We start from the raw sequence: 26221 nt of genomic DNA, 5'->3' as shown, positions 1-26221 counted from the left end.
TTCTAATTAAATACTACTAGTTTATAGCTGTAAATGGGGGATATTATGAGAATAGTTATTGTAGGTCTTGGTGTTATTGGTGGTTCCTATGCAATGGCACTTAAAGAAGCAGGTTATAATGAGGTTTATGGTATAGATAAAAATATTGACACATTAAATAAAGCTAAGGCTTTAGGAATTATTAAAGAAGGATATGAAGATGGGAAGGAAATAGTTTCTGAAGCAGATTTAATTGTATTAGCTGTTTATCCAGATTTAGTTAAAAGTTTTATAAGTAATAATAAAGAAAATTTTAAAGACAATGCTATAATTACAGATGTAACAGGAATAAAACAGTTATTTATTAATGAAGTATTGGATATACTACCAGATAATATAGATTTTGTTTTTGCTCATCCAATGGCTGGTAGAGAAAAAAAAGGGATAGATTATGCTACAAATACTGTATTTAAGGATGCTAATTTCTTAATAACAGTAACAGATAAAAATAAGATTGAAAGCTTAGAGTTAATTGAAGAGTTAGCATATAAAATGGGATTTAAGCATGTGAAAAGAATATGTCCTAAATACCATGATGAAATGATAGCATTTACTAGCCAATTACCTCATGCTTTAGCAGTAGCACTTATTAATAGTGATATTGAAGGAAGAAATACTGGAGAATTTATAGGAGATAGTTATAGGGATTTAACTAGAATTGCAAATATAAATGAAACTTTATGGAGTCAATTATTTTTAGGAAATAAAGAAAACTTATTACAAGCAATTTATAATTTTGAAGAGGAATTAGATAAAATAAAAAGTTGTTTGGAGAATGAAGATAAAGAGGCTTTGCGAGAGTTATTTATTAAATCTTCTGTAAGAAGAGAAAAATTATAATAGATTAATTTAAAAAGATGGCTGATATAGTTAATATCAGCCATCTTTTTAGCATTTATAAGTAAAAATACTAATAATTTTACAGATACAAGATAATAATATAAGTGAAATCGTTTATTGATTAGAAAATAGGATTAATACAAGAAAATACTGGTAAAAATTAAAGTTGATACAAGGTGAAATTTAGAGTAGAATTGTTTCTTGTATATTTATCTGGAAAAGGAGTGGTTATCTTGGCAGGGAAAACAAAAATAACTAAGCAATTTATTATATCACAGACTGTTTTATATGTTTTTATAATGGCATTTGTAATAGCATTTAAATCTATTTTTGGAGATAAAAACACACTAGTTGGAGTAATGGGTATAACAGCAATATTAATGCTTACACAAATTAATCTTACTATTTCTCCAGGAAAAAATTTATTAAAGTTGATTATAATAAATTTAGGAATAGGCATATTTACATATTTAGCAAATCTTAATATATGGTTAGCTATACCTATAAATTTCATAGGTATATTTATAATAGCGTATACCTTTTATTATAATTTAAAGTCACCAGTATATTTACCATTTTCATTACAATATTTATTTTTACTATCTACTCCTATTACTGCAGCTGAATTGCCAATGAGATTGCTCTCACTTTTAGTGGCACCAGTTGGAATTATGATAGTACAATTTATTATTAATAAAAATAAAACCACTAAGGTTGGAAATAAGTTAATAGGTAGTATTTGCGATAATCTTATAAAAAAGATAAATAGTAATGAGAATAAAGACGATATAAATAAATCAATAAAAAGTAATGCTAATGAATTTAGAAAGATTGTTTATGATAATAGAAAAGATAATTTCTATGTAACAGAAGAAGGAAGAATAAAATTAAATATTGTTATAATTTTAGAAAAGTTATCAAATTTATTAGATGAAAAGATCAATAATAAAGTAATATTAAATGATTTAATAATTTGTTTACAAGAATTAAAACTTAGTTTAGGAAAAGAAGATAATTTAAAAGATATTAATAATAAAATAAATAATTTAATAAAAAAATATAAAAAAGAGGATATTAAGGATTTAGTTACTTTAAGAATACTAAATACTATTAATATGTTAAGTATATCTTTAGAAGAATTAAAATCATTAGGTAAAGAGAATTATAATACTATAAAAGCCAGTGAAGATATACCAGAAAAGTATAAAATGGTTAATATTCATAAGAAGGAATTTTATAAAAAATCAGTAAAGTTTTCTTATGCTATTAGAGTATCACTAGGAATAACTATTTCTGCTTTTATTGCAGATTATTTCAAATTTGCAGAAGGAAGATGGATTTACTTTACAACATTTGCAATAATAATTCCTATATATGAATTATCAAAGAAAAAGCTAAAAGATAGAATGTTTGCCACTTTAGTTGGTGGAGTTATAATAGTTTTATTATTTACTATATTTAAAAATGTTTTAGTTAGAATGTTAATAATAATGGCTGCAGGTTATTTAAGAGCATATACTTCAACATACAGATATGGAACTATTTACACTACAATATGTGCAATTGGTGCAGTAGCTATGTCTGGCGGAGCAGTAGTTTTAACTATCAATAGAATACTATTTGTTATATTAGGAACTATAATAGCTATTATTATTAATAGATTTGTATTACCTGTAAGAATGAAAGATGCAAATGAAGAACTTTTAGGAACCTATAGAGATGTACTTTATGGAATGTTAAATGAAGTATATGAAGAAGCAATTAACCAAAATGACAATACTCATAAAATGGATACATTATTGCTTGTAACTACTATGATAGAGGAAAGGCTAGCTGTTAATAATAGTGATTTTATTACAGAAGAAGATAATGGTTACTTTGATAAAGTAAGAATTTTAATAATTGATATTTATCAGTTATATACATTAGTAAAAAGAAGCGAAATTAAACAAAATAATGAATATATGATTGAAGATTTAAAAAAGTTATCAAATGTATCAAATATAAATATAGACAATACGATAAAAGATGTAGAAGAACATATAAATATAGCAAAAGGAATTGATAATAAGATAATTTTTGCAAGTATAAGGGGAGTCTTATCAGGAATAAAGGAATTAAAAGACAGTAATAAAGCCTTACCTGAATAGTTTATAGAATAAAAAGCTAATAATTTAATATACAAGTAAACAAAAAACCTAAGTAATAAATCTTAGGTTTTTTTGTTGTTATATTAGTAAGCACATTTTTTACAATAAGTATCAATAATAGAATATATATTAAACAAAGAAGATATATAAATTAATAAAGAATTATCTTCCTTTAATCTTACCTTCAATACCTCTTTCAGCTAATATTTCATAAATAGTTTTAGATGTTGTATCAGCTAATGTATATCCAATTAATTTTAATATTTCTTCAAGTTTTTCTTCAGAAGTAGTTTCAATTTCTAAGTATGGGAACGGACAAAAGCTTTTATCGTTTATATCAATTTCAATTAAAGAATCATCAATTTTATAGCTTTCTCTATATTTAGATATAGATTCTTGAAGAACAAGACCTAATGACTTAAATATTCTTCTTGCCATCTCTGCATCTTCAACTATAGTTTCATTTTCTTCCATAACTTTAAAAGTACCTTGACTTAACATTTTTTTTGTAGTCATAAATACAGTTTCTTTACCTGTTATTCTATCAATAGTAGTTCTAACTCTAGCATACCCTTTAGAAGCTAAAAGTCTACCATCTTCAAAATCGTATATTTCATTAACCTGATCTTCAGCTTTTACTTTAGTAGCACCTAAAGTAGTCATTTTATATCTAATATCATCAACATCAATATCAATTACTCTAGTTTCTAATTCTTTCATCAATAATAACTCCCTTCAGTTTTTAAAATAATAATAGTTATATTATACAATAAAATATGTTAATTTATCTTATCAAATAATTTTTTTGAAATTATGAAACCTTTTTAAAAAATTTAAGTCTAAAATTATAGATGATAAAAAGGGGGACAATTTTAATGAAGGTAATAAAAATAAAAGTTAAAACAATTATAGTAACAGTATTAATTTTATTTTGTACTATTCCATATATATTTTATTTTATTGGGGTATTAGGATTTCAATCAGATGGTATAGTAAATGGAAGAGGTATTAAGATATATACAGCAGGTTTTTTAAAGTTATATGAACATTATCCCACATTCAAGATAGACATGGGTAGGACCTATTATATTCTTGGAATGAGTAACTACGATTATATTCATGAAGTATTATATTATTACTCAAGTGGAACTATGGTTAACTCAACCCAAAATGGAAATATGGAACAGGCACTAATAGCAAAAGAGTATTTTGAAAAAGGTGTATCATTAGGACAAAATGATAATTATTATATAAATAATTTGAATGCTTTAATAAATTTAGAGATGGTTTTAGGAAATACAGATAGGGCTTTTGAACTTATAATGAATGCTAAAGATAGTGAAAAAGAAGTGATTTATCAAACTGCATTAGTAAATGAAATTGTATATTACGGAAAACAAGGTGAATATGATAAGGCTTTAAAATTATGTGAAGATAATGAAGAGTATTTACCACTTCTAAAGAGATATAAAAATTCTATAAATTATCTTAAAGGTGATATTGATAAAATAGAAGTAAATGATATGTATGAAGGAATAGATGATATTGATAAATATAATGAAGAGTTAAGTATTGAAAGTAGAAAAAATAGATTTTTAGTTTCTGCTAATATATTAAAGGACATAGATTTTATTAGACCTATAGAGATATATGATAAAGTTGAAATTGATGATGATATAAATTTTGGAGAAATAACTGGAAGAGTTACAGTCAAAGGGAAGCCTATAGCTAACACTGCAGTATTTTTAAATAAACAATATGGAGGTATAGGCTTTAATCCGGAGAATGGTAGAATAGATTTTACATTTCGTGATTTTAAAGAAAGCCAAACTGTATATACAAATGAAAATGGAGAATTCATATTTAAACATGCTTTTCCAGGTGTAGATTATGAAATAATAGCTTCTATACCTTCAGTTTTTGGAGATAAAGTTTCAAGGAGAGAAAATGTTACTCCTATAATTTTAAAGGATGGAGAAAAAGTTAATGTAGATATAACTTTAAATGATGAAGTTAAGGTAAATGAAGTAAAAACTGATTATGAAAATGACGAAATAATTATTAAATATAATGAGTATCCTGAGGCATATTCTTATGGGTTAGTTATAAGAGTTGGAGCTGTAGGAATGAGTGTTAATGAGCTTACAGACAAAAATGAAATTAAAATTCCATTAACTAAGGGTTCTTTTCAAAGCTTTGCTATTAGGGGTGCTACAGAGGATGAAAATGGTGAATTAATACCAACAGCAGAATCGTACTTAGGAAGTATAGATGTAAATAAATTATATATTAATGTTGTTGCTTACGATAAGGAAGGAATGATATTATCAAGTTCTTCTACGCCTATTGAAGTTAAGATTAAAAAGAAGAAATTAAATCGTGGTGAAAAGCTTATATTAGATTATAAAATAGATGAAGGTTATGATTGGTTATGTGAAAAGTTAAAAAGTGAGCCTATGAATAAAGAGTATATTTATCCTGTAATGAGAATTGCTTATGAAAGAGGAGATATCCAGTTTGGTGATGAATTAATAAATAGATTAGAAGAAATTAATAAAACAGGTTTTGATAAAAAATTGAGAGAATGGTATGTGAGTGAATGATGATGGATAACTTAAGGGGGACGAAGTTATTAAGTAAAATAAGTAGTGATAGAGAAGCTGTAGTGGAAGAAATAATAGATGTTTATGGAGATAAAATATTAAGGCTTTGTTTTATTCAGTTAGGAAATGTAGAAGAAGCAGAAGATGCAACGCAAGAAGTATTCCTAAAGGTGTTTAAAAATATAAAAAAATATAATGGAGATTCTTCAATATATACTTGGATTTATAAAATAACTATAAATACATGCTTTGATATTTTAAAGAAAAGAAATAAGTTAAGGTATGATGATATATCCTTATATATAAATTTTATTAAGGATGAAAAAGATACAGAGATGATTATTTTGAAAAATTTAACTTCAAAAAGTATAAGAGTAGCTTTAATGAAAATTCCAGAAAAGTATAGAGTTTTATTATATATGTTTTATTTTGAAGAGCTAAAAATATCAGAAATATCAACTATTCTTAATGAAAAAGAAAATACTATAAAAACTAGGCTTAAACGAGGAAAAGCAGCATTAAGAAGAGTTATTGAAAAGGAGGAAATAAATTATGTACAATGACGATAGTGATTTATTTTTTGATAATGAAGTAAAAATCAAAATAAAACATAGTTTTGATGATATAAAACTTAGTAATGAAATAAAGAATAAAATAAAAGAAGAAATTATGATAGATGAACTGAAAGAAGTGAAAAATAAGGGCTTTAAAGAAAAAATTAATGATTTCCTAAATTATGAAGTAGAAATTCCTATAGGAAGGATAGGTGTTATAGCAGCGATATTAGCTATTATACCTACAACATTTACTATATATGAAGGAAAAAAGATAATGGATAATAATATAGAGTATCAAAAGGATATTACAAGTTATAATAATTTTAAAAAATAAATATATGAATTTTTTTATTATTAGTTAATAAAAAGGCTGTGAAAACACAGCCTTTTTAATATTAAATAAATAGTAAAAATATTTTTAGCTATTATAAGTTTCTTTATCTAAAGAGTTTTCAGAATTAGCAACAACTACAGCTGTAGCAGAATCTCCAATTACATTTAAGCAAGTAATTAACATGTCTATAGGTCTATTTATAGCAATTATAAGTGAATAAGCTATAAGAGTAGCTTCGTTGTTGTATCCCATTCCTGTTAAAACTGTAAATAGAATTATTGAAGAAGAACCAGGAGCAGATGGAGTACCTATAGAAGCTATTAAAGCTAATATTGCAATTAAAATTACATTTTGAATAGTAAGATTATATCCAGAGCTTGCTGCTATAAAAATAGCTGCTATTACTTGCATTATTGCGGTACCATTCATGTTTATTGTCATTCCCAAAGGTAAAACAAAAGATGCAATATCTTTATCAACGCCAAGTTCATCAACAGTTGTTTTTTCATTTAAGGATAAAGCTGCAGATGAAGCGGCAGCTGAAAATCCTAAAAGAGCAACTTTAGCAATTTTTTTCATGAAAATAATAGGGTTTAACTTTGTATTTAAATAAACAAATAGTGGATAAGCAATCACTAAAAATATTATTGAAGCTATTGCGACTACAAGCATATAAGCTAATGCTGGTTTTAAATGATCTATGCCATATACAGCAAATGTTCTTGTAATTAACACAAAAACTGCAATTGGACTAAATTTAGTTATTATAAATCCTAAAAATACGCTGATTATATTATTTATATCAATAAGTAAGTTCTTTAACACTAAAATCTTTTCATCTAGAGCATTAATACATAAACCAATAACTACAGCTAAAAATACTATAGATAATACCATTGAGTTATTTGACATAACACTAGTTATGTTGTTTGGAACAGCATTAAGTATTACAAGTAGTGGATTACTTCCACTAGATACAGTTACAGATGTAGTAGTATTAGTAGAAAGGTGGACATTAAAAAATCCAAGTTTATAAGCAGTAAATCCAAAAACACATGCTGTTGCTAACGCAAATATAGATGTAGTTAAAAATCCTAAAAGTGTTTTTGATGATATTCGTCCAAGTTTTTTTGTATCGCTAATATGACACATAGCTAAGGCTATAGATGAAAACACCATTGGAATTATAATTAATTGAAGACAATTAATGAATAATTGTCCTAATATATAAAAAATACCAAAAGCATTTTTCCCTTCTTCAGTAGTTATATCTTGAAATAAAATATTATTAATAATATTCCAAAGTGAAGATTTATCATTAGCTATTAATGATTCTCTTAATAATATAAAAAGTGTACCGACAATTAAAGCTAGCACCAGAGATAATCCCATTCTTATAGCTAGCTGAGCAGAGTTATTTTTTCCTTTTGTAAAATTAAATTTCATAAAATTATCTCCCAAATAAAATATATAAATAAGTTTATATTATAGTTTCATAAGCCAAATTACATATTTATAGTATTAACAGTTTATCAATAAAAAAGTTATGTAAAGGTTGTAAATTAGCATATTAAAAATTAAGTGTTGAATATTTTATTAATGGAATATAATTATTTAACGCTATGATAAATATATATTAGAAAAAATAATATGTCAATAATTTAACTATGTAAATATAGTATTGAGATGAATGATTTAAGAAAATAAATTTATAGATAAAAACTATAATATTTATAGAAAATATCTATAAAAAGCATTACTTATTAAGATGGAAAGGTGATAAAATATATATAATATAGAATTTATAAGGGGGCATATAAAAATGAAATTTAATAAATTAAATATGGGGCAATACAATATGATGAAGGTAAAAGCAACTCTTAAATGTAGTGTTTGCAACGAGGATTGCAATTATATAGACTATTGGAATGGTAATAAGTTTTGTTCTACAGAATGCCAAGAAAAATATTATAATTGGATAAAGAAAAACAAAGAATCAATAGCATAATATATAATGATGAATTAAGATAATATATTATCTATAATTCATCATTTTTTTATATTCATAAAAGATAATTATGTAAATTAATTAATATATAGTTTTTATCTATAGATAATGTTGCTAAAATCAATTGGATTAGTAGAGAATACTAGAATATAATAAAAGTAAATTAAGTGTTAAATATTTAACGTTCATTATTTTGTTAAAAATACTAAGCGAATTAAATGGATTAGGAATGGCTTAAGATTTAAGTAAGCTATTTAATATAAAGGAGAGAATACAATGGAAAGACGTATTTCAGGATATACTACATTAATAGGATTATTAGCAACACCAATTAAACATACAAGTTCACCAAAGATGCATAATGAAGCATTTAGATATTTAGGTTTAGATTATGCTTATCTTGCATTTGAAGTTGGAAATGAAGGATTAGAAGATGCAGTAAAAGGATTAAAAGCAATGCAAGCTAGAGGTTGCAATGTATCAATGCCAAATAAAACTGTTATTCATAAATATTTAGATAAATTAACTCCAGCAGCAGAACTTGCAGGAGCTGTAAATACAGTTATAAATGATGATGGTGTTTTAACTGGACACATTACTGATGGTGTTGGTTACATGAGATCATTAAGCGATGCTGGATTTGATATTATTGGTAAGAAAATGACTATAGTTGGAGCTGGTGGAGCAGCTACAGCAATTTGTATCCAAGCAGCATTAGATGGAGTAGCTGAACTTTCAATATTCAATCAAGACGATGAATTTTTTGCAAGAGCAGAAGAAACAGTTAAGAAGATAAATGAAAAAACTAACTGTAAGGCTAAGTTATTTAGATTAGAAGATAAAGATGCATTAAGAGCAGAAATTGCTGACTCTGCAATATTCACAAATGGTACAGGAATGGGTATGAAGCCATACGTTGGTCAAACATACATAGAAAAGGATATGCTAAGGCCAGATCTTATAGTAAGTGACGTTGTATATCAACCAGCAAAAACTAGATTATTAGAATTAGCAGAAGAAGTTGGATGTCCAACAATCAATGGATTAGGAATGATGTTATTCCAAGGTGCAGAAGCATTTAAATGCTGGACTGGACAAGAAATGCCAATAGAACACATGAAAGAATTCTTATTTGGAGATAAGTAAGCTTCCAAATTTAAATTTTGAAAAGTGAACGTATGCCTATGATTAGCAGGCGTAGGTATTTCATTAAAAAAATAATACGAAAAAATATAGTGGTGCACAGTTGCATCTAGGAGGAAATAAAAATGAAATTCATGGTAATAAATGGACCAAACATAAACATGATAGGTGTTAGAGAAAAAGGAATATATGGATCAAAGAGCTTTACTGAGATTTGTGAATATATAAAAGAAGAAGGCGAAAAGAGAGGACACGAAGTTACTCTACTTCAAAGCAACTGTGAAGGAACTATGATAGATTTCTTACAAAGAGCATACTTTGAAAAGTTTGATGGGGTTATAATAAATCCAGGAGCATATACTCACTATAGCATAGCTTTACATGATGCAATTAAAGGAAATACAGGAATTCCAACAGTTGAAGTTCATATTTCTAATGTACATGCTAGAGAAGAATTCAGAAAAGAGTCTAAAACAGCTCCAGCTTGTATCGGACAAATGTGTGGATTCGGTGAAAAAGGTTATGTTTTAGCTATGGAGGCTCTAGAAGATTATATTACTAGAAATAAGTAAGAATTTAGCAAAAATGGCTGTTGCAATATGCGCAGCCTTTTTTATTTGATTTAAATTGATAGATTAAATCTATAGAAAAAGCTAAAAACATTCATTAGATTTATAGCTTTTGTGGGGTTATACTTATTTAAGTAATAGTATGAAAGCAAAAGTTAAAACTTTATCAATATATAATTTATTAGGAGAATGTAGGATGAATAAGTATAAAAACATATTTACACCATTAACAATAAAGAATATGACTATTAGAAATAGAGTTGCTATGCCTCCAATGGGAACAAATTACGGCGGAGCTATGGGTGATTTCACTGAAGAACATGTTCAATATTATGAAAAGAGAGCTAAAGGTGGCATTGGTTTAATAATAGTAGAAAATGCTTGCGTTGATTTCCCAGTTGGTTCAAATGGAACAACTCAAATTAGATTAGATCATGATAGATATATGCCAAACCTATTTAGATTAACAGAAAGATTACATAGACATGGTGCTTGTGTTGCAATTCAAATAAATCACTCTGGAGCATCAGCAGTACCAGGAAGAATTGAAGGAAATACTCCAGTATCTTCTTCAAATATACCATCAAAAACAGGTGGAGCTATTCCAAGACCATTAACAGTAGAAGAAATATATGCAATTGCTGATAAGTATGCAGATGCGGCAAGAAGAGCTCAAATGGCTGGATTTGATGCAGTTGAAATTCATGGAGGACACTCTTACTTATTATGTCAATTCTTATCACCTTTATATAATAAGAGAACTGATGAGTTTGGTGGAAGTTTAGAAAACAGAGTAAGATTCCCTAAATTAGTATTAGAAAAAGTTAGAGCTGCAGTAGGACCAATGTTCCCAATAAGCTTTAGATTTAGTGCTGATGAATTTATGGAAGGTGGAAATACATTAGAAGATACATTAGAAATGATGGAGTACCTTGTTGATGAAATTGATATATTAAATGTATCAGCCGCAGTTAACGATACACTTCAATATCAAATAGATGCTAACTATTTAAAAGATGGATGGCGTTCATACATGGCAAAAGCTTTCAAAGAAAAGTTTAACAAGCCAGTTATAACATCAGGAAACATTAGAAATCCTGAAGTTGCTGAAAGAATATTATCAGAAGGACATGCTGATTTATTAGCAATGGGACGTGGACTTATAGCTGATCCAGAATGGGTTAACAAAGTTAGAAGTGGAAGAGAAGATGAATTAAGAAAATGTATATCTTGTAACATTGGATGTGCTGGTCATAGAATTGGAATAAATAGACCAGTAAGATGTACAATAAATCCAGAAGTTATCTTAGGAGAAGAAGCTCATACTTCTATGAAAGTAAACAAGCCAGTTAATGTTGTTGTTATTGGTGGAGGAACTGCAGGATTAGAAGCTGCTTGTACAGCTGCTGAAGTAGGATGTACAACATTCTTATTTGAAGCTAAACCTTACTTAGGTGGATTAGCTAGAGAAATAGCTAAATTACCAGCTAAAGATAGAATTAATGATTTCCCAAATTACTTAATTAACAGAGCTAAGAAGTTAAGAAATCTTTATATATTTACAAATACTACTGCTACAATTGAAGCAATAGAAAACTTAAAACCAGATGTAGTTGTTAATGCTACAGGATCAACTCCATTATTACCTCCAATTACAGGATTACATGATAGAGTTGATAAAGAAGATTCAAAAGTATTATCAATCTTTGGATTAATAAATAATATTGAAAAGTTCAATGAAATGGACTTAGAAGGAAAGAAAATAGGAGTTATCGGTGGAGGAGCTGTTGGACTAGATGTAGTTGAATACTTCGCTCACAAAGGTGCTCACGTTACTATAGTTGAAAGAATGCCAGCTGTAGGAAATGGAATGGATATAATAACTAAGCTTGATTTTATGACTATGCTTAAGAAGAAAGAAGTAGATGTAAGAATTGAAACTTCATTATTAGAAATTAAAGATAGTAGCTTTATAGTTAATAAAGATGGGCAAGATGAAGAAATCAACTTTGATTATGGATTTGTATGTTTAGGAATGAGAGCATACTCACCATTAATGACTTCTCTTCAAGAAAACTTTGCTGGAACTAATGTTGAAGTTGTTAATATTGGTGATAGTGTTAGAGCTAGAAGAATTATTGAAGGTGTTGAAGAAGGTAGACATATCACTGATACACTTAAGAGAATTGGAGCTTTATAATATAGAGTTAATATAATATAAATATAAATACACCCAACCCAGTTGAGAAATCATCTGGGTTATTTTTTATTAAAATATGTTGAAATACTAATAAAACTTAAAGAATAATAGCGTAAACAAGAGATTAATAATTTAGAAGCATAGATATCATGAAGCTTTAAATGATCTTATATTTTAGATTGCTTTTTGAAGGATCTTATATATTTACAAGGATTAGGTGTGAAAAGTCTAATATATTTAAGAATAATAAGGTTTTATTGAAAGCATAGTTCATGAGAAATTAAATTTTTGAATAAATTAAATATAATTTTAGATATATAAAAAAGATACCATAAAATTAACAGTATAATAAAAAAATGTATATATTGTTGAAAAATAATGTATTTACTATATAATATAACAGGGTATATTTTAACATATAATAGGGATATAAGAATGAGGTAGTAAAGAAATGAAATCAAAATCGATAATAATTATAGTGTTAATATGTATTTTAATGAATATTTTAACTTTTAAAAATGTATCAGCAAGTATATTATTAGCAGAGCAGTTTGAAAAGTTATCTATTTATGAAGGAATTTCCAATGAATATATAACATCAATTTTTCAAGATAGTAAAGGATATATGTGGATAGGAACAGCAGATGGGCTCAATAGATATGATGGTAAAAATGTGAAGACATATAATGCAGATGTTAATAGAAAAGATTCTTTAAGTTCAACATACATAAATGCCATAGAAGAAGATGATAGGGGAAACATATGGATTGGAACGAACTATGGTTTAGATATTTTAATAAATAATACTTTTGAAGTGATAAGATTGAAAGATTATACTATCGAGAATTATAGTTTAGGTGAATTAGAAATTACAGATATATTAAAGAGCAACTATGAAGAAAATATTATGTGGGTTGGTACTTCAAATGGATTAATAAAAATAAATATTGAAACTTATGAAGTAGAAGAGTTTTTTTATGATAAAAATGATAGTGACTCATTAACTAATTCATATATAACTTGCTTAAAAGAAGATAAATATAAGAGACTATGGGTGGGAACAAAAAATGGTATAAATATTTTAGATGAAAATTCTAAAGTTATATATACTCAAACTCAAATAGACAACAATAAATTATTTGTTCATGATATAGAAAGTGATAGTTTTGATTATATGTGGGTTTCCACTAAAGAGGGAATTATTATATATGATATTAATAGTACTGAATCAAAACAGATACTAATTTTATCAAATGAAGGTTTAAAAACATATAATTTAAATGAAGATGGGATGGACAAGATTTTAGATGAGAAAAATAAAGATATAAAAATATATAATAATAATTTTATTATGAGTGATAGTAAAGATAATATATGGATATCTAGCAGTGAGGGAATAAAGGTATACATTAAGGGTACATCAAAGATAACAGAGATTAAGAGAGATGAAAATAATCTTAATTCTATTTCAAGTAATATTATAACGTGTTTTTATGAAGATAATAATGGAGTAATATGGGTTGGAACTGATAGAGGGATAAATATATTAAATGAAAATAGACAATTTAATTCTTCAATGACTAGTATAGGAAGTGATAAAGCGATATATGATAAGGATATAGTATCTATTGTCCAACATAATGAGTATGTTTGGATAGCTACTAAATTTGATGGAGTATATATATATAATGAAGATGGAATATTAATTAGGCATTTAAATACATATGATAATGAACTGGGTTTTAGTAACAGGTATGTAAAAAAGATGTTTAGTATAAATAATCAATTTATTATTATTACAACTAATAAAAATTTAGTAGCAATTGATACAAAGAATTATACATATACCAATGATGTATATGAACAAGCTTATTACTCAGAATTAAATTATTTATATAATGATGGGAAAGAAATATGGACAGCTACAGAAGATAACTTTTATTCCTATAATTTAAGTTCTGGAGAAGAAACATATTATAGTTATAAACTAAAAGAATTTAATATAAATCCAGGTCATATAAAGTATATTATAGAAGATTATAGAGATGAAAATATACTTTGGTTAGGGGGAAGTGATACCGGGATAGTTAAATATAGTAAAAAACATGGCGTTATTAAGCAATATCTTAATGATTCTTCAGATGAAAAATCATTAATTAGTAATAAGGTTAATTGTATTACTTTTGATAACTTTGGAGATTTATGGGTAGGTACTAATATGGGCTTAAGTAAATTGGATATAGAATCAGATGAATTTACTTCATATACCATAGTAGAAGGTTTAACTAATAATTTTGTAAATTCAATATTATTAGATGAAGGCGGTAACCTTTGGATAAGTACAAATAATGGATTAAATAAGTTTAATATAGAAACGAAAGATATAGTAAATTTTACAGAGACAGATGGAGTGTATGGAAGCCAATTTAATGTAAACTCTAGTCTTATTTGTAGAGATGGAACTATGATGTTTGGAAACACAAAAGGTGTTGTATACTTTAAGCCAAATGAAATAGTCGAACCGGAAAAAGCTGATGATAAGGTTGTAATTGGTGATATTTTAATTGGAAAAGAAAAAGCCATTTATGATGGTAATGAGTTAATTTTAGAGTATGATGATAAAGATTTATCTATTGATTATTTTTTACCTAATTATAGGACTTTAGATAATATAACTTATGAATATATGATTGAAGGTATTGATTCAGATTGGGTATATGTAGACGATAATAATAATTTATCTATTAAGATTTTAAAGCCAGGTAAATATACGCTAAAAATAAGAGCTAGAGATGGACATGGTAATTTAACAGATGAAGCACATATGAATATAAGGGTTAAAAATCCAATTTGGAAGAGCCCTTTAGCTTGTATAATATATGTTTTAATAATATGTGCAATAGTACTATATATATTAAATTATGTTAAGATATTAAGAAAGTTAGTAAATCAAAAAACAATGAAATTAAATGCCCAATTAGAAGAGAATAAAAGATTAAGTGAAGAAATAATAAATAAAGAAAAATTTAAAAATAATTATTTTGTAAATTTATCACATGAGCTTAGAACACCAATAAATGTTATATCATCAACAATACAACTAGAAAGAGCTTTGAGCAAGGAAGGAAGTATAAGTAAAGAAAAATCAAATAGATATATGAATATTATAAGTAAAAACTGTGATAGTTTATTAAAAATAATAAATGATATTATAGATAGCTCAAAGATAGAAACAGGTCATTATAAAATTAATAAGCAAAACAATGATATAGTTTATATAGTGGAAGAGGCTGCTCTTAGTATGAGTAAATATATTGAAGAAAAGGGGTTAACCCTTATAATTGATCCGGATATAGAAGAAAAGATAATTTCTTGTGATGCAACTGAAGTTGAAAGATGTGTAATTAACTTGATAGGAAATGCAGTTAAGTTTACTCCGGAAGGTGGAGAAATTCATGTATATATTAAGGTGATTAATGAAAAGGTTGAGATTACTGTAGAGGATACAGGTATAGGAATATCAAAGGAAGATCAAGAATTTATATTTAAAAGGTTCTCACAAGTAGAAGGAACTAATGCTACAAAGGTAAGTAGTAGTGGAATTGGACTTACACTTGTTAAGCATATAGTAGAGCTTCATAATGGATATGTTAAGCTGGAAAGTGAAATTAATAAAGGAAGTAAATTTACAATAGTGTTATCAGGCGGATTAGTAAATTAAGAATAGAAGATTATATTAAATAACGGAAAATTTTACAATAATATTGTAATTTAAACTTTATAGCCATGTAGAAGATATTTCTACATGGTTTTTTTATAAAAACTATTACGGAATATGGTGTTTATAAAATTCTAACAATGGAATACTAATATTGAGGTGAGTTTATGAAATCAATATGGAGTGAAAATTGTAACTTCAAAAAAAGAGAAGCTTTAAATAAAGATATAGAAACAGATGTTTTAGTTATTGGGGGTGGAATAGCAGGAATATTAATAGCATTTATGTTAAAGGAAAATGAAAAAAATGTAGTTGTAATTGATTCAGGTGAAACTGCAAGTGGAAATACTAAAAATACTACTGCAAAAATAACATCTCAACATAATTTAATTTATCATAAGCTAATATCAGAGTTCGGAGAGCAAAAAGCTAAACAATATGCAAGAGCTAATGAACTTGCTATAGGAAAATATAAAGAAATAATTGAACAGAGAAAAATAGAGTGTGATTTCCAAAAACAATCTGCATATGTTTATTCTTTAAATGAAATAGAGAGTATAAAAAAAGAGGTGGAGGCTGCTAATAAGCTTGGTATTAATGCAGAGTTTGTAGATAAGATTAATCTTCCTTTTAAAATTAATGGAGCTGTTAAGTTTAATAATCAAGCACAATTTAATCCACTTAAATTTTTAAAAGATATCTCAGAGGATTTAATTATTTATGAAAATACTAGGGCAGTAAAAATTGATGAAGATTCAGTAACTACAAATAATGGTACTATAAAGGCAAAGCAAATAGTTATAGCAACGCATTATCCAATAATGAATACACCGGGATATTATTTCATGAAAATGCATCAAGAAAGATCATATGTTATAGCTTTAGAAGGAGTACCTGATATTAATGGTATGTATATAGATGTTGATACAGAGGGATATTCATTTAGAATGTATAAGAATTTAGTATTATTAGGTGGCATAAGTCAAAGAACTGGAGAAAATGAAAGTGGTGGAAGTTACGAAAAGCTAAGGGATGTGGCAAAATCATTATACCCAAATTCAAAAGAAAAGTATTATTGGTCAGCGCAAGATTGTATGACTATAGATGGGATACCATATATAGGTAGATATTCTGATGAAACTCCTAATATATATGTTGCTACAGGCTTTAACAAATGGGGAATGACAAGTGCTATGATATCTGCAATGATAATATCAGATATGATATTGGGAAGAGAAAATGATTTTTCAGAAATTTTTTCACCAAAAAGATTTGATTTATCGTTATCAATAAGTAATATTGCTAATGATATAAGTGAAACAGCTAAGAACTTTATTGCACAGAAAATATATATTCCAAGTAGTAATATAGAACATATTAGAAATGGGCATGGCGGAATTGTAGAATACAATGGAGAAAAAGTTGGTGTTTATAAAAATGATGAAGGTGAATCATTTATTGTATCAACAAAGTGTGCGCATTTAGGATGTCAGCTTAAATGGAATGCAGATGAATTAACATGGGATTGCCCATGCCATGGTTCAAGATTTGATTATAAAGGACGATTAATAGAAGGTCCAGCTACTAAGGATATTATAGATAGTTAATAAATAATAAATTCAGAAAATATGGGTGAAAGTTAAATTTTAATCTAATTTTAATCTTTCTTATATTTTAGATTAATTTTCTAGAAGTATTATATAACCATGATGAACGAAGAAGTTAAATTCATGGAGGTAATATAAATGGAAAGAAATGAAATGATTAAAAAATTAATGGAAAAGGCTCATGTAACTTATGAAGAAGCACAGGAAGTATTAGAAAAATGTAATTGGGATCTTTTAGATTCAATAATATATTTAGAGAGAAGTGGAAAAGTAGAAAATAATGATACTACTGTTATTATTGAAGTAAAAGAAGAGGATCAAAAGAAAGAGGATAACACTAAAAAAAAGGACGAAAGATATGGTGGAATTGGAGAAGTTATTGGGAGAATATTTAAATGTTTAGGAAAATTTATAGCTAAAGGAAATAAGAATTATTTTGAAGTTAAAAAAGATAATGAAAAGCCAATAAGAATATCATTAACAATTTCAATACTTTTATTAGTATTCTTTTTGCCACCAACTGCAATATTATTAGTAATAGGTTTATTCTGTGGATATAAGTATTCAGTTTCAGGTCCTAATATGAAATGTGATGGAGTTAATGATGTTTTTGAAAAAGTATCAGAATCAGCAGATACTATAAAAAAAGATTTTAAAAAAGGATATGAAGGAAACTAAGATATTATAAAGGAAGTCCTGAAGGTTATTCAGGGCTTTTTTTCTTTTTAAGAAATGTTTAGAAATAATTCTTAAAATGGTATAATTTAATAAATTAGGATAGAATTTAAATGAGATATTATTAAATAAAAAACTGGAGGAACATTTGTGGATAAGCTTAATCTTGTGGAGAAGTTAAAAGATAAAACAGGTATAACCTATGAGGAAGCAAAAAATGTTTTGGAAATAAATAATTGGGATATGCTTGATTCTATTTTATATTTGGAGAGAAATAAAAAAATAAAAGGACCTTCTGTTAGTATATTTTACACCAATGAATATAATGAAGGTTATGAAGAAGCAAGAAGTCAATTGGATTTTGATGAAGTTAAAAAGGATAGTGATTATAAATCACATAATAACTTTGAAGGGATTTTTGAATCTATATGTAAGGTTATAGATACATGCAATAATATTTTTGTAGAAATAAAAGGTGAAAATAATTTCTATTTAAAGCTTCCATTAACAGTAGTTATTGTTCTTTTAATATTTGGATTCTGGATGTTAATACCTCTTGTTGTTATTGGACTGTTTTTAAATGTAGAATTTTCTATGTTATCTAAAGAAGTTAAAGTGGATAAGGTTAACAATATATTAAATAAAATATCAAAAGAGGTAAAGAACATTAAAGAAAAAGGTAAAGTTGGGGGAAAGAAATGATTAAGATTTTAATTGTTGAAGATGAAGAAAAAATAGCAAGATTTATAGAACTAGAATTAGTTCATGAAGGTTATAAGGTGCTTAAAGTTAATAATGGTAGAGAAGGTCTTGAAATAGCTGAAAAAGGTGAAGTAGATTTAGTTCTTCTTGATGTTATGCTTCCAGAGCTTAATGGACTTGAAGTATTAAGAAGGCTTAGAAAAATTTCTGATATACCTGTAATTATGCTTACTGCAAGAGATGCTGTTATGGATAAAGTATCTGGATTAGATGCTGGCGCAGATGATTATATAACAAAGCCTTTTGCAATTGAAGAATTGCTTGCAAGGGTTAGAAATGCTTTGAAAAAGAGAATTATTACTATAAAAAAGGATGAAAATATACTAAACTGTGGCTTACTATATTTAGATAAATTAAAACATAAAGTACTTTATGATAATACACAAATTGAACTAACTAATAGAGAATTTAACTTGCTTCAAATATTGATGGAAAATAAAAATATAGTATTAACTAGAGATATACTTATGGAGAAGGTATGTGGGTATGATTATGTTGGGGAAACAAATGTAATAGATGTTTATATACGATATTTAAGAACAAAAATTGATGATAAATTTAATGTTAAAATAATTAGCACAGTTCGTGGAGTAGGATACGTAATAAAAGATGAATAGAAAGAAAAAAACAAAAAATGTTACATCTATTGCAATAAAACTTAATTCACTACAAGTAAGAGATTTATTTTTTAAATTTCTTATAATTGATGTAATTTTATTGAGTATTTTAATAGGATTATGGTGTATTGATGCTGAAAAAAACTTTTATGGGGAATTAGTACAAAATGCACAAAGATCAATTAATTTTTACCCAATAGAAACATCAAATTATACAGTAATATGGGATAATGGAAAGATAATGATTAAAGATGCTAGTGCGTTTTTATATAATTTAAGAAGAATAGGTATAGTAATAGGAATTATAGAACTAATATTTTTATTAGAAGAAATAATATTCGGTACAGCAAAGGTTAGAAAAACTTTAAAACCACTTAATGAAATAGCAGAAACTGCGGAAAGACTTAGCAATATGGTATTTGATGAAGAAAAGTTCCACACTTTAGAAGATGCTATATCAAAAATTAGTCCAGTAGCCTCCAATGAAAGGATTCATATTCAAGATAATGAATTTAAGGGGTTAGAGGATGCCATTAATAAATTATTAGATAGAATGAGAGACTCATATAGGCAGCAAGCAAGATTTGTATCAGATGCTTCACATGAACTTAGAACACCTATTTCAGTAATTCAAGGCTATGCAAATATGTTAGACCGTTGGGGAAAAAGTGATGAAAGTGTATTAGATGAATCTATTGCAGCAATAAAATCTGAATCTGAAAATATGAAAAATTTAGTTGAGCAGCTATTATTTTTAGCTAGAGGAATTAATGGAAAAACACAGCTTACTATTACAGAGTTTTCATTAAATAATATGATGAGTGAGGTTCTCGAAGAATCTAAAATGATAGATGACAAACATATATATAGCTATATTAATTCAGAAGAAATTAATGTTTATGGTGATATTGGACTTCTTAAACAAACTGCTAGAATATTGGTTGAAAATGCAGCAAAATATACAGAAGCTGGGGAAGATATAATACTTAGAATAGGAAAAAATGATAAAAATGAGGTTTATTTTTCTGTACAAGATAATGGAATAGGAATGGATGCGGAAGATGTACCACATATATTTGAACGCTTTTTTAGAGCTGATACAGCCAGAGTTAGAAAAAATGGAGGTACAGGGCTTGGTCTTTCTATAGCAAAATGGATTATTGATAATCATAAAGGCTATTTTAGTGTACTAAGTAGAAAAGGAATAGGAACAAGAATAACAGTTTATTTACCAGAAAATTAATATATGAAATTATAGAATATTAACAAAAGAGAGAGTATGATATGGGAAAAATATATATATCACAGCTTTTTCCAGAAGATAAAGTTAGTGAAATACTAAAAGATTATGATATTGGCATTGAAATAATTGAATTTGGAATAGGATATACTTTAGATAAGGATGACAATGGTATATCAGAATATTGTGAAAAGATGGGTGATTTAATAAAAAATAAATCATTATCCATACATGGACCATTTTTAGATTTAAATACAGCAAGTTTTGATAATATGATTAAAAAAGCCACATTAACTAGATATAATCAAGCATATTTTGTAGCAAAAAAATTAGGCGCAGATAGAATAGTTTTTCATTCGTGTTATTATGAAGATATATATTTTAAAGATGTATATATAAACAACTCTTTAGACTTTTGGAGAGAGTTTTTAAGTGATAAGGATGAAAGTATAAAGATACATATTGAAAATATATATGAGAAAGATTTATTAGTTTTAAAAGAGCTTGTTGATAAAGTTAATAGTAATATTTTTTCTATATGTTTAGATATAGGTCATGCTAATTGCTACTCTAATGAATCATTAGAAGAGATAATTAAATCATTAAATAATAGAATAGGACATTTACATTTAAGTAATAATGATGGTAAAAGGGATAGTCATTGTGGATTTAACAATGGAAATGTTGATATTTTAATGACTTTAGATTTAATAGATAAATATTGTAATGATCCATCAATGACAATTGAAGTAAATAACTTTAATGAAGCAGTAGAATCACTTTCAATTATGATGAATAGAAACAGTAAGTAACTGTAATTTATATATAATACTATGAAAAGTGATAGTATCAAATAAAAAAAGTAATGACTTGTATATAAAATATATAGGTTATTCTATGGGTTTATCCAGTTATAAGATGAAAGTTAACACAATACAATAAATACTAAGAATAAAAGGAGGATATTATGAGAGAAATAAAACATGAATTATTTGAAGAAAATGCTTTTAATATGATAGGAAAGGATTGGCTTTTATTTACGGCTGAAAAAGATGGAAAAGCTAACACTATGACAGCATCATGGGGTGGCTTAGGAATTATGTGGAATAAAAAGGTAGCATATATATTTATTAGGCCACAAAGATATACAAAAGAGTTTGTAGATTCAGCAGAGAAGCTTTCAATTTCTGTCTTGCCAAATACCTATAGAAAAGAGTTAGGGTATTTAGGTACAGTATCAGGAAGAGATGAAGATAAGATTTCTAAAGCTAATTTAACATTAAAACATTATGATGATGTACCTTATTTTGAAGAAGCTAGGTTAACTTTAATTTGCAGAAAACTTTATGCTCAAGAATTAAAAGAAGAGTGTTTTATAGAAAAAGGTATTAGTGAACAATGGTATCCAGAAAAAGATTATCATACTATGTATGTAGTGGAAATAGAAAAAATATTAGAAAATGAAGTAGATAAAAAATAATAAATATAAATTCGAATAAATCATTATTTAAACTTATGAAGAAGTGCTTATGCCAACAATAAATTATTGGAATGTTAATAATGTGACAACTCCAAGTGAGGTATTTGAAGATGAAGAAAGTATGTAAATAATATACAAAAATAGTTAGTGATTAAAATATTACTAACTATTTTTTCATATTCTTCAGTAACTCCTGTATATTTCCTTATTAACTATAGGGGATGTATTTTCATATTATTGACAAAAATAATGTATAAGAATATACTTACTATTAGTAATTACTTTTGGTAAGTACAAGAATAAAGGAATAAAAGTTTATATGGAGAAACATGCAGATTTTTCAAAGGGAAAGTTATTTCCACTAATTTTAAAGTTTTCAATACCAGCATCAATATCATTATTAATAACTGCTATTTATAATATAGTTGATAGAATATTTGTTGGGAATTTTGTTGGTAATACAGCATTGGCAGCATTATCAATATGTTTTCCACTTTCATTTATAATGATAGCATTTGGTTTAATGTGTAGTGCGGGTGGATCAACATTATTTACACTATTTAGAGGAAAAAATGATGAAGTAAGTGCTAATTTATCTTTTGGGAATGCATTTACTATGACTGTGATTTTTGAAGTTTTATTAACTTTGGTATTATTATTTTTTTCAAATACATTTTTAAAGATATTTGGAGTAACCGAAACGACTTATGATTTATCATTGAAATACTATTTAATAGTATCATTTGGATGTGTTTTTCAAGGTTTAACATTAGTACTTTGTGATTTTGTGAGAGTTTCAGGCAATCCTATTTTAGGTATGGCTGTAACAGGTATTGGAGCGATTACTAATATAATACTAGATGCTATTTTTGTAGTTGCTTTAGGATGGGGAGTTGAAGGTGCTGCTTTAGCAACGGTTATAGGACAAGTAGTATCAATGGTTTTTGGATTATATCTTGTATTTACAAATAGAACTCTTGTTAAAGTTAATAAAAATATATTTAAAATCAATAAAGGTATTTCTAATAGAGTGTTATCTTGTGGATTTGCATTTTGGATAGCTCAAATTGCAATGGGCTTTATAGCTTTAGTGTATAATAGTCAACTTGGAAAGTATGGTGGTGATATAGCTATAAGTGTATATGCAGTAATTTCAAGTATAATGACATTTGTAATTATGCCTGCTAGTGGAATAAGCCAAGGAATTCAACCTATAATAGGATTTAATTATAGTGCTGGTTATGGTAATAGAGTTAAAGAAACATTTATTAAAGCTTCTTTATTATCAGTTGGAGTTACAACTGTAATTTGGGTAATAGTTGAGAGCATGCCTGCTTTAATAATAAATACTTTTGGTGGAGGAAGTGAACTTTTAGATATTGGAGTTATAGCATTAAGGTTGAATTTCATTATTACACCTGTTCTTGGATTTGTTATGTTAGCTACTACTTTCTTTCAATCTATTGGAAAGCCTACAGCTTCAAGTATTATTACACTAATAAGACAAGTAGTTGCTTTAATACCATTTATATTTATATTACCTAGATTATTTGATATAAATGGAATATTTGTTGCTCAACCAATAAGTGATTTTATTGCTTTAATTTTATCTATTATTTTAATAAAAGTTGAATTTAGTAATTTATCTATAAATGTTTCTAATAGTGAATTAAAAGAGGCTTAGAGAATTTAAATAATAGTTTATAAAGAAAATTTTATACTTTTGAATTGTTTAAAAAGTTTGTTTTAAGAAATTTAAAGTTGGACACTTACTTATAGTAAGTTTTACTGTATAATTAGTATAAAAGGATTTTTGATAGTTAAGATATAAGGAGATATTTATATGAATATAGATAAATTTAAAGAATTAATTGATTCCTGCTTTGTTGCAAAAAAAATAACTGAAACTATGGAAGAGCTTCCAAAGGGTTTTAAGCCGAGGCATATACATGTAATAGATTCTATATATCAATTATCAAAGGAAAAGTCAGATGTTAGAATAAGTGATGTAAGCAGTAAATTAAACGTTACAACTCCAAGTATAACTAAATTAATAAATGAATTAGAGGAAAAAGCTGTTGTAGAAAAGTATACAATTAGTGATGATAAGAGAGTTATATTAGTTAAGTTAACAGAACTTGGAATGAAATATCATCAATATTATGTTACTGATTATCATACTTTATGGGCAGATAAGCTAGAGGATATAAGTGATGAAGATGCAGATAAAGTTGTATATATAATAAATAGAATAATGGATACTATACCTAAGATGAGATAACATGGATAGTATATTAGAAAGAGAAAGCTTTATGCATAAAAATTATAAATTCATAATAGCTTTCTATTTTTTTGATTATACTAAGCCTTAATTGTGAAATTAATAGAGTAGAAAGACATTAAATAAGATGTGTCAATAAAAATTAAGTTAATGAAAAATACATGAAATAAATATATCAATAGAAAAATCAATAATTAAAGAAGCATATGTCATGGAAAATTATATAAGATAAATTATTTCCATGACATATAATATATACTATGTAATTAAATTTTAAGTTTTCTAAAAGCTAAAGGGGTCTTCCCATGAGTCTTTTTGAACATTTTAATGAAATTGCCACTATAATTATATCCAAGCTGTTTAGATATTTCATCAATACCTAACTCTGTTGTAGATAATAGATTTTCTGCTAGTGTCATTCTAATTGAATTAGTATACTGACTAATAGACATATGATATTTTGCTGAAAAACCTGCTTTTAATTTTTGCTCATTTAAAAATACCATTTTACTTAAGGCTTTAATAGTAGGTGGATTGCATGCTTCTTTTGTTAATATATCATGAGCTTTTTGTATTGCGTGTGCATCAGATGCAGTTAATGTAATATATCTATTTTTGCCTATTTTGATTTCACCATAATTTAATTGATTAGTAAAAACATTTTCAGGTGAAGAATTCAATTCATTAGAAAGTAAGGCAATAGATTCTAAAATTTTACTTTCTAAATATAAGGAAGTAAGCTTATCAACTTCAGACATACTTCGTAATCCTTGAATAATTTTAGATATTTCTAGAGGAAGATATCTATAAGTATAATTACTAATAAAGTTATTAAAATCTATAGTGTTAGGAAAGTTTGGTTTAATTATTTCATCAAAGTACCGTTTATGAATAGTTATTTCCGCACCATGAAAATGTTGACCTTTTTTCCAAAATTGTTTTCCTTGAATTGTCTTTTCTACTACAAAAAATGAAGATGGACTAAAAGAAGAAATGGGATTATCTTCAATTTCAAAAGATGTTTCACCGGTATAGACAGTACCAAATCTCATTATTTCTTCTGAGTGTTCAAAAGATATAGAAAAGTCTGTAGGTATAGTGTAATCTCCTATTCCAAAATCATAATATCCTTCTCTCGTATACTTAATGAAATATCCTAATTCAGGTTTAACTTCATTTTTATATACAGTATAATTTGGAGTTTTATATGGTTTAAAAGTCATTTTATTTAATACTGCATTTTGAAAATCTTTTGTTGTTCTAGCAATCATAATATCCCTCAATGTTCATAACTATCAAATTTAAATAAATATATTATAATTATAAATATTTATAAGAAAAAATAAACATTTATATTATGAATATTTATATTATAATTAAATTTAAGTAAAAGGAAAT

At 26.5% G+C, this 26221-nt stretch carries 22 protein-coding genes; 19 read left to right on the top strand and 3 right to left on the bottom strand.

Features of this window, described 5'->3' with window-relative positions; genetic code table 11:
* Positions 1–45 precede the first annotated feature (45 nt).
* Both LPC13_RS06850 and LPC13_RS06845 read left to right on the top strand, forming a co-directional pair.
* Positions 46–879, top strand: coding sequence for a prephenate dehydrogenase (locus LPC13_RS06850; RefSeq protein WP_040419520.1), 834 nt, complete (start codon positions 46–48; stop codon positions 877–879).
* A gap of 233 nt (positions 880–1112) precedes the next feature.
* Positions 1113–3029 (top strand): FUSC family protein, encoded by a 1917-nt coding sequence (locus LPC13_RS06845; RefSeq protein WP_195244932.1) that lies wholly within the window; start codon positions 1113–1115, stop codon positions 3027–3029.
* A 162-nt stretch (positions 3030–3191) separates the two neighbouring features.
* Here LPC13_RS06845 and LPC13_RS06840 read toward each other — a convergent pair whose 3' ends face one another.
* Positions 3192–3749, bottom strand: coding sequence for a class IV adenylate cyclase (locus tag LPC13_RS06840; RefSeq protein WP_005213685.1), 558 nt, complete (start codon positions 3747–3749; stop codon positions 3192–3194).
* A gap of 155 nt (positions 3750–3904) precedes the next feature.
* Between LPC13_RS06840 and LPC13_RS06835 the strand changes: the two genes are divergently transcribed.
* The 3 genes from LPC13_RS06835 to LPC13_RS06825 are packed head-to-tail and all read left to right on the top strand — an operon-like array spanning position 3905 to position 6523.
* Positions 3905–5632, top strand: a complete 1728-nt coding sequence (locus LPC13_RS06835; protein WP_040419523.1) for a carboxypeptidase-like regulatory domain-containing protein — start codon at positions 3905–3907, stop codon at positions 5630–5632.
* A 2-nt stretch (positions 5633–5634) separates the two neighbouring features.
* The gene (locus tag LPC13_RS06830; protein ID WP_169317574.1) at positions 5635–6195 is read left to right on the top strand and encodes an RNA polymerase sigma factor; all 561 of its coding nucleotides are present in this window, start codon (positions 5635–5637) and stop codon (positions 6193–6195) included.
* Positions 6185–6523: a hypothetical protein gene (locus tag LPC13_RS06825; protein ID WP_005213688.1), complete on the top strand. Its 339-nt coding sequence runs from the start codon at positions 6185–6187 to the stop codon at positions 6521–6523. Before LPC13_RS06830 ends, LPC13_RS06825 begins: the two co-directional genes overlap by 11 nt.
* 84 nt (positions 6524–6607) lie before the next feature.
* Here LPC13_RS06825 and LPC13_RS06820 read toward each other — a convergent pair whose 3' ends face one another.
* The gene (locus LPC13_RS06820; protein ID WP_005213689.1) at positions 6608–7969 is read right to left on the bottom strand and encodes a dicarboxylate/amino acid:cation symporter; all 1362 of its coding nucleotides are present in this window, start codon (positions 7967–7969) and stop codon (positions 6608–6610) included.
* A gap of 376 nt (positions 7970–8345) precedes the next feature.
* Between LPC13_RS06820 and LPC13_RS06815 the strand changes: the two genes are divergently transcribed.
* The 14 genes from LPC13_RS06815 (at position 8346) to LPC13_RS06750 (ending at position 24823) form a co-directional block, all read left to right on the top strand.
* Positions 8346–8531 carry a hypothetical protein gene (locus tag LPC13_RS06815; protein WP_005213690.1) on the top strand — a complete coding sequence of 62 codons (186 nt, stop codon included), beginning with the start codon at positions 8346–8348 and terminating at the stop codon, positions 8529–8531.
* Between the two features lie 276 nt (positions 8532–8807).
* Positions 8808–9677: a shikimate dehydrogenase gene (locus tag LPC13_RS06810; protein ID WP_195244928.1), complete on the top strand. Its 870-nt coding sequence runs from the start codon at positions 8808–8810 to the stop codon at positions 9675–9677.
* 122 nt (positions 9678–9799) lie between these two features.
* Complete coding sequence (aroQ, locus tag LPC13_RS06805; RefSeq protein ID WP_005213693.1) at positions 9800–10246, top strand: type II 3-dehydroquinate dehydratase; 447 nt, start codon at positions 9800–9802, stop codon at positions 10244–10246.
* Positions 10247–10439: 193 nt separating this feature from the next.
* Positions 10440–12443, top strand: coding sequence for an oxidoreductase (locus tag LPC13_RS06800; protein WP_040419530.1), 2004 nt, complete (start codon positions 10440–10442; stop codon positions 12441–12443).
* Positions 12444–12894: 451 nt separating this feature from the next.
* A complete protein-coding gene (locus LPC13_RS06795) occupies positions 12895–16164 on the top strand; it encodes a sensor histidine kinase (protein ID WP_234088711.1) in 3270 nt (1089 codons plus the stop codon).
* A 164-nt stretch (positions 16165–16328) separates the two neighbouring features.
* Positions 16329–17768, top strand: a complete 1440-nt coding sequence (locus LPC13_RS06790) for an FAD-dependent oxidoreductase (protein WP_005213697.1) — start codon at positions 16329–16331, stop codon at positions 17766–17768.
* 138 nt (positions 17769–17906) lie between these two features.
* On the top strand, positions 17907–18446 hold the full coding sequence (locus tag LPC13_RS06785; protein ID WP_005213698.1) for a UBA domain-containing protein: 540 nt from the start codon (positions 17907–17909) through the stop codon (positions 18444–18446).
* 147 nt (positions 18447–18593) lie between these two features.
* Positions 18594–19145 carry a UBA domain-containing protein gene (locus LPC13_RS06780; protein WP_005213699.1) on the top strand — a complete coding sequence of 184 codons (552 nt, stop codon included), beginning with the start codon at positions 18594–18596 and terminating at the stop codon, positions 19143–19145.
* Positions 19142–19822 carry a response regulator transcription factor gene (locus LPC13_RS06775; protein ID WP_005213700.1) on the top strand — a complete coding sequence of 227 codons (681 nt, stop codon included), beginning with the start codon at positions 19142–19144 and terminating at the stop codon, positions 19820–19822. Before LPC13_RS06780 ends, LPC13_RS06775 begins: the two co-directional genes overlap by 4 nt.
* Positions 19815–21065 carry a sensor histidine kinase gene (locus tag LPC13_RS06770; protein WP_005213701.1) on the top strand — a complete coding sequence of 417 codons (1251 nt, stop codon included), beginning with the start codon at positions 19815–19817 and terminating at the stop codon, positions 21063–21065. Before LPC13_RS06775 ends, LPC13_RS06770 begins: the two co-directional genes overlap by 8 nt.
* A 41-nt stretch (positions 21066–21106) precedes the next feature.
* Entirely contained in the window at positions 21107–21874 is a 768-nt protein-coding gene (locus LPC13_RS06765; RefSeq protein WP_005213702.1) for a sugar phosphate isomerase/epimerase family protein, read from the top strand.
* Positions 21875–22029: 155 nt separating this feature from the next.
* Positions 22030–22542, top strand: a complete 513-nt coding sequence (locus tag LPC13_RS06760; protein ID WP_005213703.1) for a flavin reductase — start codon at positions 22030–22032, stop codon at positions 22540–22542.
* 319 nt (positions 22543–22861) lie between these two features.
* Positions 22862–24226 (top strand): MATE family efflux transporter, encoded by a 1365-nt coding sequence (locus LPC13_RS06755; RefSeq protein WP_195244927.1) that lies wholly within the window; start codon positions 22862–22864, stop codon positions 24224–24226.
* 159 nt (positions 24227–24385) lie between these two features.
* Complete coding sequence (locus tag LPC13_RS06750; RefSeq protein ID WP_005213706.1) at positions 24386–24823, top strand: MarR family winged helix-turn-helix transcriptional regulator; 438 nt, start codon at positions 24386–24388, stop codon at positions 24821–24823.
* Between the two features lie 266 nt (positions 24824–25089).
* On the opposite strand, the gene LPC13_RS06745 is transcribed toward LPC13_RS06750, so the two are convergent.
* Entirely contained in the window at positions 25090–26094 is a 1005-nt protein-coding gene (locus tag LPC13_RS06745; RefSeq protein ID WP_005213707.1) for a helix-turn-helix domain-containing protein, read from the bottom strand.
* Between the last annotated feature and the right edge of the window lie 127 nt (positions 26095–26221).

Origin of the sequence: Clostridium celatum, assembly GCF_021412605.1 — a bacterium.
GTDB classification, from domain to species: Bacteria; Bacillota; Clostridia; order Clostridiales; family Clostridiaceae; genus Clostridium; species Clostridium celatum.
The sequence above is the reverse complement of the archived record's forward strand: the minus strand, read 5'-3'. Positions and strand labels throughout refer to the sequence as shown.

Excerpts from the sequence above, each read along its gene's own strand:
- LPC13_RS06850 (WP_040419520.1), top strand. The coding sequence starts at position 46 with ATGAGAATAGTTATTGTAGGTCTTGGTGTTATTGGTGGTTCCTATGCA.
- LPC13_RS06840 (WP_005213685.1), bottom strand. The coding sequence starts at position 3,749 with ATGAAAGAATTAGAAACTAGAGTAATTGATATTGATGTTGATGATATT.
- LPC13_RS06835 (WP_040419523.1), top strand. The coding sequence starts at position 3,905 with ATGAAGGTAATAAAAATAAAAGTTAAAACAATTATAGTAACAGTATTA.
- LPC13_RS06830 (WP_169317574.1), top strand. The coding sequence starts at position 5,635 with ATGGATAACTTAAGGGGGACGAAGTTATTAAGTAAAATAAGTAGTGAT.
- LPC13_RS06825 (WP_005213688.1), top strand. The coding sequence starts at position 6,185 with ATGTACAATGACGATAGTGATTTATTTTTTGATAATGAAGTAAAAATC.
- LPC13_RS06820 (WP_005213689.1), bottom strand. The coding sequence starts at position 7,969 with ATGAAATTTAATTTTACAAAAGGAAAAAATAACTCTGCTCAGCTAGCT.
- LPC13_RS06815 (WP_005213690.1), top strand. The coding sequence starts at position 8,346 with ATGAAATTTAATAAATTAAATATGGGGCAATACAATATGATGAAGGTA.
- LPC13_RS06810 (WP_195244928.1), top strand. The coding sequence starts at position 8,808 with ATGGAAAGACGTATTTCAGGATATACTACATTAATAGGATTATTAGCA.
- aroQ (WP_005213693.1), top strand. The coding sequence starts at position 9,800 with ATGAAATTCATGGTAATAAATGGACCAAACATAAACATGATAGGTGTT.
- LPC13_RS06800 (WP_040419530.1), top strand. The coding sequence starts at position 10,440 with ATGAATAAGTATAAAAACATATTTACACCATTAACAATAAAGAATATG.
- LPC13_RS06795 (WP_234088711.1), top strand. The coding sequence starts at position 12,895 with ATGAAATCAAAATCGATAATAATTATAGTGTTAATATGTATTTTAATG.
- LPC13_RS06790 (WP_005213697.1), top strand. The coding sequence starts at position 16,329 with ATGAAATCAATATGGAGTGAAAATTGTAACTTCAAAAAAAGAGAAGCT.
- LPC13_RS06785 (WP_005213698.1), top strand. The coding sequence starts at position 17,907 with ATGGAAAGAAATGAAATGATTAAAAAATTAATGGAAAAGGCTCATGTA.
- LPC13_RS06775 (WP_005213700.1), top strand. The coding sequence starts at position 19,142 with ATGATTAAGATTTTAATTGTTGAAGATGAAGAAAAAATAGCAAGATTT.
- LPC13_RS06770 (WP_005213701.1), top strand. The coding sequence starts at position 19,815 with ATGAATAGAAAGAAAAAAACAAAAAATGTTACATCTATTGCAATAAAA.
- LPC13_RS06765 (WP_005213702.1), top strand. The coding sequence starts at position 21,107 with ATGGGAAAAATATATATATCACAGCTTTTTCCAGAAGATAAAGTTAGT.
- LPC13_RS06760 (WP_005213703.1), top strand. The coding sequence starts at position 22,030 with ATGAGAGAAATAAAACATGAATTATTTGAAGAAAATGCTTTTAATATG.
- LPC13_RS06755 (WP_195244927.1), top strand. The coding sequence starts at position 22,862 with ATGGAGAAACATGCAGATTTTTCAAAGGGAAAGTTATTTCCACTAATT.
- LPC13_RS06750 (WP_005213706.1), top strand. The coding sequence starts at position 24,386 with ATGAATATAGATAAATTTAAAGAATTAATTGATTCCTGCTTTGTTGCA.
- LPC13_RS06745 (WP_005213707.1), bottom strand. The coding sequence starts at position 26,094 with ATGATTGCTAGAACAACAAAAGATTTTCAAAATGCAGTATTAAATAAA.